An 11,251-nucleotide genomic window follows, 5' to 3' on the forward strand; every position below is an offset into this window, starting at 1 on the left:
CCGGTTTTGACGCCGGCAGGCTTTTTTACTGATGCAGTCAGGCTTACTTGCTGGTATCCAGCTCGTCGAAGCTTTTCACCAGATCGTCAATCGCTTTCATCTGTTTGAGGAACGGCTCCAGTTTATCCAGCGGCAGCGCGGACGGGCCGTCGCATTTCGCGTGGTCCGGATCCGGATGCGCTTCAATAAACAGACCGGCGATACCTACCGCCATACCGGCGCGGGCCAGCTCGCTCACCTGCGCACGACGACCGCCGGAGGCTGCGCCAAACGGGTCGCGGCACTGCAGCGCGTGGGTGACGTCGAAAATGACCGGCGAGTTGTTGGAGGCTTTCTTCATCACGCCGAAGCCGAGCATATCCACGACCAGGTTGTCGTAACCGAAGTTCGCGCCGCGGTCGCAGAGGATTACTTTGTCGTTACCCCCTTCGATAAACTTATCGACGATGTTGCCCATCTGACCCGGGCTGACAAACTGCGGCTTCTTGACGTTGATCACCGCCCCGGTCTTCGCCATCGCTTCCACCAGGTCAGTCTGGCGCGCGAGGAAAGCCGGAAGCTGGATCACGTCCACCACGTCAGCTACCGGCTGCGCCTGGCAGGCTTCATGAACGTCGGTGATGATTTTCACGCCAAAGGTCTGCTTCAGCTCCTGGAAAATCTTCATCCCTTCTTCCAGACCCGGCCCACGATAGGAGTGGATGGAGGAACGGTTGGCTTTATCAAAGGAGGCTTTGAAGACGTAGGGAATACCAAGCTTCTGCGTAACGGTGACATAATGTTCGCAGATACGCATCGCCAGGTCGCGCGACTCCAGCACGTTCATCCCGCCGAACAGCACGAACGGCAGGTCGTTCGCTACGTTGATATCACCAATGCTAACCACTTTTTGTTTCATAAGTTCGCCTTATCAGGGTGTAACCGGAATGGTTCCAGACTAATGCAATGTAATTTGTTTATGCGAAATCGTGTTGATCTGCGCGCGGATCATCTCGCTGATCGGATCCTCCGGGCACTGCTCAACGAAATAGCTCAGATCCAACAGCGCCACGTGATCGCAGTCCAGCTGGGCGTATATCAGCCCGCGGTCGCGGATCTCATACGGATCTTCCGGATTAAACTGCAGCAGCGCTTCGCTGGCGCGCAGGGCCAGCTCCATCTGCCGCTCTTCCATCAGCGCCGACTTCAGGGTGTCCAGCAGCTTGCGGATCACCTCGGCGTTATCCGCTTCGTCGAGATCTTCATTAAACAGTTCCGCCACCGGCCCGATGTTGCCCTTCAGCCATACCTCCAGGGTATGCTCGTCGAGGGTCTCGCCGTTAAACGGATTAATCAGCCACATCTCTTCGCTGGTTTCCGGGTCCGCACGCAGCAGCATTTGGGTCGGGAAGATCACCGGCACCACCGGCAGCGCCAGGCGCTGGGCGATCCACAGCAGGATCGCGCCTAACGACACCGCGCTCCCCTGGCGGTTAACCAGCACTTTATCCAGCCATAGCGCGTCGGAAAGACGATACACGCCCTGCGAGGCGCCAAAGCCCCACTCGTCGTAAAACAGCTCCAGCAATCGTTCTATCTGGCGCTCCTGGTCCCACGACGGCGCAATCTCCTCCTGCGCGAGGCGCAGCAATCGCTGCAGCTCTTCCTCGACAAAACGCGACGGAAAATCGTCGCGGACCTGTTCAGAAATGAGGACCATGCCATCACACAATGGCGCTTTGTTAAATTCGAAATCCGCTAATGACCCCATGACCTACCCCAGTATCGGTATTCTTGTGATGGCGAGTTGAATGATGATAAACAACACCACCAGCGCCAGCAGGAACGCGATAAAGCGGCTCTGCTGGCTGCGCGGACGACGACGGCCCAACGCGATAAAACCTAATGCGATGTAAATGATAACGCCAAACAGCTTTTCAGTCAGCCATGCGCCGTCTTCTGTGAACGGCAGGTAGTGCGTTATCGCCATTAACCCTGCGCCGCTGAGAAACAGCAGCGTATCGCTGCAGTGCGGCGCAATTCGCACCCACCGCTGGTTCAGCAGCGGGCTCTGGTGATACATCCACCAGTAACGTAAAACGAACAATCCTACCGACACCGCCACTGTGGCAATGTGCAGGTAGAGGACAGCCGTGAATAAGTTCATCAGCCAACGTTCTCCATGTCGGGTAAACGTCCGAGGGTCAGACGCTCATTGTCGCCATAGTCGCGACAGGTCGCGACGTCCAGATAGCCCGCTTCGCGGAACAGCGCGCGAACCGCCTCGCCCTGAGTCCAGCCATGCTCCAGCAGCATCCAACCGCCGGGCTGCAGATACTGCCGTCCCTCGCGGATGATATGCGCCAGATCGGCCAGCCCCTGGTCGCCTGCGACCAGCGCCGTCAACGGCTCAAAGCGCACATCGCCTTCGGCGAGATGCGGGTCGGCGGCGTCGATATAGGGGGGATTGCTGACGATCGTGGCGAAGCGCTGCCCGTCCAGCTCGCTAAACCAGTCGCTTTGACTTATCGTCACGTTAGCGATGCCCAGATGTTCGGCATTGCGCAACGCCAGCGCCACGGCGTCCGGCATCACGTCCACCGCGGTGACCTCACAGTCCGGACGTTCGCTGGCCAGCGCCAGGGCAATGGCGCCGGTCCCGGTGCCGAGGTCGAGAATACGGCACGGCGCGGTTGGCAGACGCGCCAGCGCCTGCTCTACCAGACATTCGGTATCCGGGCGGGGGATCAGCGTCGCCGGGGAGACGAACAGCGGCAGCGACCAAAACTCGCGCTGCCCGACCAGATGAGCAATAGGTTCCCCGCGCTGGCGTCGCACCAGGAGCGCCTCCAGCCTCGCCGCCTCGTCAGCAGAGAGCGTCGTTTCACCGAAGGCCAAAATCCAGGTTCGCGCCCGGCCGGTAACGTGTCCCAGCAAGATCTCGGCGTCGCGTCTCGGGCTGTCGCTCTCCGCCAGGCGGGCGATCGCCTGCTGCAGCCAGGCCTGAAAGGTCATCATTCCTGCTCGGACAGCGCCGCCAGCTGATCGGCCTGATGTTCCTGGACAATCGGCTCAATCAGCATGTCGAGTTTGCCCTCCATCGCCTCATCCAGACGGTAGAGCGTCAGGTTGATGCGGTGGTCGGTCACGCGGCCCTGCGGGAAGTTATAGGTGCGATTGCGGTCGCTGCGGTCGCCGCTGCCCAGCAGGTTGCGGCGCGTGGAGGCTTCCGCCTGCTGACGTTTGGCCACTTCGGCGGCGCGGATGCGCGCGCCCAGCACCGACAGCGCCTTGGCTTTGTTTTTATGCTGAGAACGCTCGTCCTGGCACTCCACCACGATGCCGGTGGGCAGGTGGGTAATGCGGATAGCCGAGTCGGTGGTGTTAACGTGCTGACCGCCTGCCCCGGAGGAACGGAAGGTATCGATGCGCAGATCCGCCGGGTTAATGTCCGGCATTTCGGCTTCCGGCAGCTCCGGCATCACCGCCACCGTACAGGCGGAGGTGTGGATCCGCCCCTGCGATTCGGTGGCCGGCACACGCTGCACGCGATGGCCGCCGGATTCAAATTTCAGCCGACCGTAAACGCCGTCGCCGCTGATCTTGGCGATCACCTCTTTAAAGCCGCCGTGCTCACCTTCGTTGGCGCTGAGGATCTCTACCTGCCAGCGGCGCGATTCTGCGTAACGGGTGTACATGCGGAACAGATCGCCGGCAAACAGCGCTGCTTCGTCGCCGCCGGTCCCGGCGCGCACTTCCACGAAGGCGTTACGCTCGTCATCAGGATCTTTCGGCAGGAGGAGAACCTGCAGCTGTTGCTCCAGCTGGTCGCCTTTTTCTTTGGCGTCACGCAGCTCTTCCTGCGCCATTTCGCGCATTTCCGGATCGTCGAGCATCATCTGCGCGGTTTCAATATCCTCCTGCACCTGACGCCAGTCGGTATAGCAGCGCGCCACATCGCTCAGTTGAGCATACTCCCGCGACAGCGCGCGGAATTTATCCTGATCGGCAATCGTCGCGGCATCGCCGAGCAGCGCCTGCACTTCTTCATGGCGCTCGTACAACGCTTCCAGTTTGGCAACAATAGAAGACTTCATAGGCGTGAATTCACCCTGTCCTGAAAATAAGAGAAAGGTGCGCTATTCCAGCCCGAGGCTGTTGCGCAGAATATGCAGACGTTCGTCGTCCCCGTCACGGGCGGCCTGCTGAAGAGATTTGGTTGGCGCGTGGATCAGGCGGTTAGTGAGCTTGCGCGCCAGATCCTGCATAATTTCCTGGGCATCACCGCCCTGCTCCAGCGCGGCCAGCGCTTTCGCCGTCAGCTCCTCACGGACCTGCTCAGACTGAGAACGGTATTCGCGAATGGTCTCGCTGGCGCTCTGCGCGCGCAGCCAGGCCATAAATTCGCTGGTTTCCTGCTCGACGATCGATTCCGCCTGCACCGCGGCAGCCTTACGCTGCGCCAGGTTATGCTGAATGATGTTTTGCAAATCGTCGACGCTGTAGAGGTAGGCGTTAGCCAGTTTGCCGACCTCTGGTTCAACGTCGCGCGGGACGGCGATATCCACCAGCAGCATCGGCTGGTTACGCCGCGCCTTAAGCGCACGCTCCACCATGCCTTTGCCGATGATCGGCAGCGGGCTGGCGGTGGAGCTGATAATGATGTCGGCCTCTTTCAGCCGTTCGTCGATATCGCTGAGGGCTATCACCTCGGCGCCCACTTCCTCCGCCAGCGCCTGGGCGCGTTCACGGGTGCGGTTGGCGATCACCATTTTGCGCACGTGATGTTCGCGAAGATGGCGCGCTACCAGCTCAATGGTTTCACCGGCGCCGACCAGTAACACGGTGACGCTGGAGAGCGATTCAAAGATTTGCCGCGCCAGGGTACAGGCGGCGAAAGCCACAGAGACCGCGCTGGCGCCGATATCGGTTTCGGTACGCACGCGCTTAGCCACTGAAAACGATTTCTGGAACATCCGCTCCAGCTCGCTGACGTTAAGATGGCCGCGGCTGGAGTCGGCGAAGGCTTTTTTCACCTGGCCGAGGATCTGCGGCTCGCCCAGCACCAGCGAATCGAGGCCGCTGGCGACGCGCATCAGATGGCTGACGGCGTCATTATCCTGATGCCAGTAAAGGCTTTTTCGCAGGTCTTCTTCGTTGAGGCCGTGGTAGTTGCACAGCCAGCGGATCAGCGCTTCCTGCAGGTTATCCTGCTCTTCGACGCTGAGATAGAGTTCCGTGCGGTTGCAGGTCGACAGCACCACCCCACCCTGCACCATCGGCTGAGCCAGCAAGCTCTCCAGCGCCTTATCGAGCGTTTCCGGCGAAAACGTGACGCGTTCTCGCAGGGCGACCGGAGCTGTTTTGTGATTGATGCCAAGAGCTAAAAGGGTCATTGTGAGGGAGTAGTACCAGCGTTGCTAAGGTTAGTCTGAGTGCATCATACAGGATGCGCGTAATCAATAAAAGAGAGGCTCCCCTTTTGGAGTAATAGTTAAAGCAAGACCGCCATTAAGGTTAATTTTTTGATTTCAGACAACTTGAACGTAGACGCTATCGCCCGGCGACGCTAGCATTAAGGGTTATAAATGTAACCTGCTACACAAATCGGCCCGCTGTTCCCTGTCGCCGTTTTTCCCTGTAGACATCAAGGATTTGTCATCATTATGAATCGACTGTTCCGCCTGCTGCCGCTGGCCAGCCTCGTCCTCACCGCCTGTTCTCTTCATACGCCGCAAGGGCCTGGCAAAAGCCCGGATTCGCCGCAGTGGCGTCAGCACCAGCAGGCTGTCCGCAGCCTCAATCAGTTCCAGACCCGCGGGGCGTTTGCCTATCTTTCCGATGAGCAAAAAGTCTATGCCCGCTTCTTCTGGCAGCAAACCGGCCAGGACCGCTATCGCCTGCTGCTGACCAACCCGCTGGGCAGCACCGAGCTGTCGCTGACCGCGCAGCCGGGCAGCGTGCAGCTGATCGATAACAAAGGCCAGACCTATACCGCCACTGATGCCGAAGAGATGATTGGCCGTCTGACCGGGATGCCGATCCCGTTGAACAGCCTGCGCCAGTGGATCATCGGCCTGCCGGGCGACGCCACCGACTATTCGCTGGACGATCGGTACCGTCTGCGTGAACTGAACTATACGCAAAACGGCAAAACCTGGCACGTGACCTACGGCGGCTACACCAGCGATACCCAGCCAGCCCTACCGTCCAATGTCGAGCTGAACAATGGCGCTCAGCGCATCAAGCTGAAGATGGATAACTGGATCGTGAAATGATGACCCGCTGGCCCTCTCCTGCAAAACTGAATCTGTTTTTATATATCACCGGCCAGCGGGCCGATGGTTACCATACCCTGCAAACGCTGTTTCAGTTTCTCGATTACGGCGATACGTTGACCATCGAACCGCGTACTGACGGCCAACTGCGCCTGCTGACGCCGGTGGCCGGCGTGCCGGACGAGGAGAATCTGATCGTTCGCGCCGCGCGTCTGCTGATGCATGCCGCCAGCGAAAGCGATCGCCTGCCGGCGGGCAGCGGCGCCGATATCAGTATCGATAAGCGCCTGCCGATGGGCGGCGGCCTGGGCGGTGGCTCCTCCAATGCTGCCACCGTGCTGGTGGCGCTCAACCATCTGTGGGGCTGCGGTCTCTCGGAAGATGAGCTGGCGACTCTTGGCCTTCAGCTGGGGGCCGATGTGCCGGTTTTCGTGCGCGGCCATGCCGCCTTCGCCGAGGGGGTGGGTGAAATACTGACGCCGGTAGAACCCGAGGAAAAATGGTACCTGGTGGCCCACCCGGGGGTCAGTATTCCGACGCCGATCATTTTTCGCGATCCGGAGCTACCACGAAATACCCCGCGCCGGTCAATTAATACGTTATTAAATTGTGAATTCAGCAACGATTGCGAGCTTATCGCAAGAAAACGTTTTCGCGAGGTTGATGCCGCGCTTTCCTGGCTGTTAGAATATGCGCCGTCACGCCTGACCGGCACAGGGGCCTGTGTGTTTGCTGAATTTAACACCGAATCCGCTGCCCGTCAGGTGCTGGACACTGCCCCGGCATGGCTAAATGGCTTTGTGGCGCGCGGAGTTAACCTTTCGCCGCTCAAGCAGGCCCTGCTCTGAATCCTGCGCCGTGATGGCACATTGATAATGAGTCAGCCGGGGAAATTGAGTTACGGTGACAACGTCACCCTGTTCCAGACGTTGCATCGTGCTCTTTAAATACACCGACTGGATCGAATGGCGCCATCCCGCACATTATTGGCCCATTCATCCACCACTGGACGCATGCCTGAGGTTCTTCTCGTGCCTGATATGAAGCTTTTTGCTGGTAACGCCACCCCGGAACTAGCACAACGTATTGCCAACCGCCTGTACACTTCTCTTGGCGACGCCGCTGTAGGTCGTTTTAGCGACGGCGAAGTCAGCGTACAAATCAATGAAAACGTACGCGGTGGTGATATTTTCATCATCCAGTCCACTTGTGCTCCCACCAATGACAACCTGATGGAACTGGTTGTTATGGTTGATGCTCTGCGTCGTGCTTCGGCAGGTCGTATCACCGCCGTTATCCCTTACTTCGGTTATGCTCGTCAGGACCGTCGTGTTCGTTCTGCTCGTGTGCCAATCACCGCGAAAGTGGTGGCGGATTTTCTGTCCAGCGTCGGCGTTGACCGCGTGCTGACCGTTGACCTGCACGCAGAACAGATCCAGGGCTTCTTCGATGTGCCAGTCGATAACGTGTTCGGCAGCCCAATCCTGCTGGAAGATATGCTGCAGCTGAACCTGGACAACCCGATTGTGGTTTCTCCGGACATCGGCGGCGTCGTGCGTGCCCGCGCTATCGCTAAACTGCTGAATGATACCGATATGGCTATCATCGACAAGCGCCGTCCGCGCGCCAACGTCTCCCAGGTGATGCACATCATCGGCGACGTTGCCGGTCGTGACTGCGTGATGGTCGACGATATGATCGACACCGGCGGCACCCTGTGTAAAGCGGCAGAAGCGCTGAAAGAGCGTGGCGCGAAACGCGTATTCGCTTACGCGACGCACCCAATCTTCTCCGGCAACGCTATCCAGAACATCAAAAACTCTGTCATTGATGAATTTGTCGTCTGCGATACCATTCCGCTGGCACCAGAAATTAAAGCGCTGGATAAAGTGCGTACTCTGACGCTCTCCGGTATGCTGGCTGAAGCTATTCGCCGTATCAGCAATGAAGAATCTATCTCTGCTATGTTCGAACATTAATCGAGCCCAGCACAAAAACCCGCTGCGGCGGGTTTTTTTGTCTCCGCACCTTATTTGTATGATCAATGCCTCCTTCACCTGCCATTTAGTTGACAGATGATGCGCTCATGGATGAAACATTATTGTGAACAGATTATTTTCCTCACATGTGATGCCTTTCCGCGCCCTCATCGACGCTTGTTGGAAAGAAAAGTACACCACCGCCCGCTTCACGCGTGACCTGATCGCCGGGATCACCGTCGGGATCATTGCGATTCCGCTGGCGATGGCGCTGGCGATTGGCAGCGGCGTGCCGCCGCAGTACGGCCTCTATACCTCAGCGGTGGCAGGAATTGTGATCGCCTTGACCGGCGGGTCACGCTTTAGCGTTTCCGGTCCGACCGCCGCCTTTGTGGTGATCCTCTACCCGGTTTCCCAGCAGTTTGGTCTGGCGGGACTGCTGGTGGCGACGCTGATGTCGGGGATCTTTTTAATCCTCTTCGGCCTGGCGCGCTTTGGCCGCCTGATCGAATATATCCCGCTGTCAGTCACCCTCGGCTTCACCTCGGGGATCGGTATCACCATCGGCACCATGCAGATTAAAGATTTCCTCGGCCTGCAGATGCCCCATGTGCCGGAGCATTATCTGCAGAAAGTGGCGGCGCTGGCGATGGCCCTACCGACCATTAACGTTGGCGATGCCGCCATCGGCGTCGTTACTCTTGGCATTCTGATCCTCTGGCCGCGGCTGGGTATCCGCCTGCCGGGCCACCTCCCGGCGCTGCTGGGCGGCTGTGCGGTCATGCTGGTGGTCAACTTGCTCGGCGGCGATGTCGCGACGATCGGCTCGCAGTTCCATTATCAGCTGGCGGACGGCACTCAGGGCAATGGCATTCCGCAGCTGCTGCCGCAGCTGGTATTGCCCTGGGATATGCCGGGCTCAAACTTTACCCTGAGCTGGGCCTCGCTGCAGGCTCTGCTGCCTGCCGCCTTCTCAATGGCGATGCTCGGCGCCATTGAATCTCTGCTGTGCGCGGTGGTGCTTGATGGCATGACCGGCACCAAGCACAAAGCCAATAGCGAGCTGATTGGCCAGGGGCTGGGCAACATTGTCGCGCCGTTCTTCGGCGGGATCACTGCCACCGCGGCGATTGCCCGCTCGGCGGCGAACGTCCGCGCCGGCGCCACATCGCCGGTTGCCGCCGTGATCCACGCCCTGCTGGTGATCCTGGCGCTGCTGATCCTCGCCCCACTGCTCTCCTGGCTGCCGCTGTCGGCGATGGCCGCCCTGCTGCTGATGGTGGCATGGAATATGAGCGAGGCGCATAAAGTCATCAATCTGCTGCGCCACGCGCCGAAGGACGACATCGTGGTGATGTTGATGTGCATGTCGCTAACGGTGCTGTTTGACATGGTGATCGCTATCAGCGTCGGGATCGTGCTGGCTTCGCTGTTGTTTATGCGCCGTATCGCACGCATGACTCATCTGGCGCCGGTCAACGTCGAGGTGCCAGACGATGTGCTGGTGCTGCGGGTAATTGGGCCGCTGTTCTTTGCCGCCGCCGAAGGCTTGTTCAACGATCTGGAGACCCGGATCGCCGGCAAGCGCATCGTGGTGCTGAAATGGGACGCGGTGCCGGTTCTCGACGCCGGTGGCCTGGATGCCTTCCAGCGCTTTGTGAACAAGCTGCCGGAAGGCTGTGAATTGCGCGTATCTAACCTCGAGTTTCAGCCGCTACGCACGCTAGCGCGCGCCGGCGTCAAGCCGCTGCCCGGACGCCTGAGCTTCTACCCCGATCGTCAGGCCGCGCTGGCTGACCTGTGATCACCCGGCGGCAGGTCCCTGCGCCTGCCGCATCAAGGATCCGGTCGCCTGCTGCAGCCAGCTCAGCACCGCCGGCGTCATCCAGGTGCCCTTCATCAAATGCGGCTCCTGCTCCATTGCCCGACGAAACTTCTGCAACGTCTGCGGCCGGGTACCGGCGTAGGACTGAAACAGTTCAAGCCACGCCCGGGCCAGCGCCTGACCCGACGCCGAGTCCGGCGCTACGCCCTCCCGGCACGCCTGATGCAGCTTCGCCACCAGCGCAGGCCACTCCTGTAGCCGGTCAAAATAGTGCTGGCGGGTGAACGCCATCTCTTCTTCGTCAAGGTACCGCGCCCAGATGGCCAGTTTGCTTTCGGCAAAGGCCTCGGTGATATAGGCGATGATTGCCGGCGTGACGCCGGTCTGTTCAACCATCTGCGGCTCGGCGGCATGCATCTCGTTCAGGCGGGTCAGAAACTCCGGACGCCCGGCCGTATCCTGCTCCAGGCGCTCCATCCAGCGCGTCGCCAGACGCATCGCCTGCGGACTGTCCGTCGGGCAGCCGCTCGCCATCAGCGTCTGCACCTCCTCCGTTAGCTCGCGCCACGCCTGCGCCCTCTGTTCATCCTGTGCCGCAAACGGCAGCGCGGCTAACTCCTGTTGACTAAACCAACGATCGTACATTTTCATTAACTCCAGCGTCTGTAGCCAGGACTCCAGATCGGGTTCATTGCCGCTCGCCAGCGCCTCGCGCAGCACCAATAGTCGGTCGCGCAGCCTGCCAACATCGCGTAGCTGGGCGTTGAGCATATCTATCTGCTGCGTCAGCAGCTCGGGCAGCGACAGCGTTTGCCGATCGAGATAGTCCTTGATTGTGGCGAGCGTTAGCCCGGCCTGCGCCAGCGCCTTTATCATATGCAGGCGCTGAACCGCGGACAGGTTATAGAGCCGATAGCCCGCCTCGCTTCTGGCCGAAGGCGTTAACAGCCCCGTCTGTTCATAATGATGCAGCGTACGTACCGTCAGTCCGGCACGCTTCGCCAGCTCTCCCACCTGAATTAACATGACTGCTCCTCTCTGTGGCCAGGTCCGCTACTCTGCAGCCTGACGTAACGTCAGGGTCAAGCAAAAACCGCGCTTGCTATTCATTTTTGCTGGCAACCATAGCAGCACGAAGGCCAGGACGGAATGGGGGCGTAATATGGCGGGAAAAAGAGGAAGAGATAAAG

11 protein-coding genes are annotated in these 11,251 nt (G+C 59.5%); 4 read left to right on the top strand and 7 right to left on the bottom strand.

Annotation, left to right across the window (positions count from 1 at the left end; genetic code table 11):
- Positions 1–43 precede the first annotated feature (43 nt).
- Genes kdsA through hemA form a run of 6 tightly spaced genes read right to left on the bottom strand, consistent with a single transcriptional unit; the run spans position 44 to position 5,375 of the window.
- Positions 44–898 carry a 3-deoxy-8-phosphooctulonate synthase gene (gene kdsA / locus HMPREF9538_RS08100; protein WP_009485736.1) on the bottom strand — a complete coding sequence of 285 codons (855 nt, stop codon included), beginning with the start codon at positions 896–898 and terminating at the stop codon, positions 44–46.
- A 39-nt stretch (positions 899–937) separates the two neighbouring features.
- Positions 938–1,750, bottom strand: coding sequence for an invasion regulator SirB1 (gene sirB1 / locus HMPREF9538_RS08095; protein ID WP_002910395.1), 813 nt, complete (start codon positions 1,748–1,750; stop codon positions 938–940).
- Positions 1,751–1,753: 3 nt separating this feature from the next.
- On the bottom strand, positions 1,754–2,146 hold the full coding sequence (gene sirB2 / locus HMPREF9538_RS08090; RefSeq protein WP_004145428.1) for an invasion regulator SirB2: 393 nt from the start codon (positions 2,144–2,146) through the stop codon (positions 1,754–1,756).
- Positions 2,146–2,994, bottom strand: coding sequence for a peptide chain release factor N(5)-glutamine methyltransferase (prmC, locus tag HMPREF9538_RS08085; protein WP_020317192.1), 849 nt, complete (start codon positions 2,992–2,994; stop codon positions 2,146–2,148). Before prmC ends, sirB2 begins: the two co-directional genes overlap by 1 nt.
- Complete coding sequence (prfA, locus tag HMPREF9538_RS08080; RefSeq protein ID WP_002910403.1) at positions 2,994–4,076, bottom strand: peptide chain release factor 1; 1,083 nt, start codon at positions 4,074–4,076, stop codon at positions 2,994–2,996. Before prfA ends, prmC begins: the two co-directional genes overlap by 1 nt.
- Before the next feature lie 42 nt (positions 4,077–4,118).
- Entirely contained in the window at positions 4,119–5,375 is a 1,257-nt protein-coding gene (gene hemA, locus HMPREF9538_RS08075; protein WP_002910404.1) for a glutamyl-tRNA reductase, read from the bottom strand.
- Positions 5,376–5,645: 270 nt separating this feature from the next.
- Between hemA and lolB the strand changes: the two genes are divergently transcribed.
- The 4 genes from lolB to dauA all read left to right on the top strand — a co-directional run bounded on the left by lolB (position 5,646) and on the right by dauA (position 10,040).
- A complete protein-coding gene (gene lolB / locus HMPREF9538_RS08070; protein ID WP_002910405.1) occupies positions 5,646–6,257 on the top strand; it encodes a lipoprotein insertase outer membrane protein LolB in 612 nt (203 codons plus the stop codon).
- Positions 6,257–7,105, top strand: a complete 849-nt coding sequence (gene ispE, locus HMPREF9538_RS08065; RefSeq protein WP_004898981.1) for a 4-(cytidine 5'-diphospho)-2-C-methyl-D-erythritol kinase — start codon at positions 6,257–6,259, stop codon at positions 7,103–7,105. The genes lolB and ispE overlap by 1 nt, the downstream gene beginning before the upstream one ends.
- A 183-nt stretch (positions 7,106–7,288) precedes the next feature.
- Complete coding sequence (prs, locus tag HMPREF9538_RS08060) at positions 7,289–8,236, top strand: ribose-phosphate diphosphokinase (RefSeq protein WP_002910407.1); 948 nt, start codon at positions 7,289–7,291, stop codon at positions 8,234–8,236.
- 124 nt (positions 8,237–8,360) lie between these two features.
- Positions 8,361–10,040, top strand: a complete 1,680-nt coding sequence (gene dauA / locus HMPREF9538_RS08055; RefSeq protein WP_004200291.1) for a C4-dicarboxylic acid transporter DauA — start codon at positions 8,361–8,363, stop codon at positions 10,038–10,040.
- Here the strand turns inward: dauA and HMPREF9538_RS08050 are convergent, their stop codons facing one another.
- Entirely contained in the window at positions 10,041–11,087 is a 1,047-nt protein-coding gene (locus HMPREF9538_RS08050) for a MerR family transcriptional regulator (protein ID WP_004175547.1), read from the bottom strand. It abuts the gene before it with no gap.
- Positions 11,088–11,251 lie beyond the last annotated feature (164 nt).

Source organism: Klebsiella sp. MS 92-3, from assembly GCF_000195655.1.
Taxonomy (GTDB): Bacteria; Pseudomonadota; Gammaproteobacteria; order Enterobacterales; family Enterobacteriaceae; genus Klebsiella; species Klebsiella pneumoniae.

Excerpts from the sequence above, each read along its gene's own strand:
- kdsA (WP_009485736.1), bottom strand. The coding sequence starts at position 898 with ATGAAACAAAAAGTGGTTAGCATTGGTGATATCAACGTAGCGAACGAC.
- sirB1 (WP_002910395.1), bottom strand. The coding sequence starts at position 1,750 with ATGGGGTCATTAGCGGATTTCGAATTTAACAAAGCGCCATTGTGTGAT.
- sirB2 (WP_004145428.1), bottom strand. The coding sequence starts at position 2,146 with ATGAACTTATTCACGGCTGTCCTCTACCTGCACATTGCCACAGTGGCG.
- prmC (WP_020317192.1), bottom strand. The coding sequence starts at position 2,994 with ATGACCTTTCAGGCCTGGCTGCAGCAGGCGATCGCCCGCCTGGCGGAG.
- prfA (WP_002910403.1), bottom strand. The coding sequence starts at position 4,076 with ATGAAGTCTTCTATTGTTGCCAAACTGGAAGCGTTGTACGAGCGCCAT.
- hemA (WP_002910404.1), bottom strand. The coding sequence starts at position 5,375 with ATGACCCTTTTAGCTCTTGGCATCAATCACAAAACAGCTCCGGTCGCC.
- lolB (WP_002910405.1), top strand. The coding sequence starts at position 5,646 with ATGAATCGACTGTTCCGCCTGCTGCCGCTGGCCAGCCTCGTCCTCACC.
- ispE (WP_004898981.1), top strand. The coding sequence starts at position 6,257 with ATGACCCGCTGGCCCTCTCCTGCAAAACTGAATCTGTTTTTATATATC.
- HMPREF9538_RS08050 (WP_004175547.1), bottom strand. The coding sequence starts at position 11,087 with ATGTTAATTCAGGTGGGAGAGCTGGCGAAGCGTGCCGGACTGACGGTA.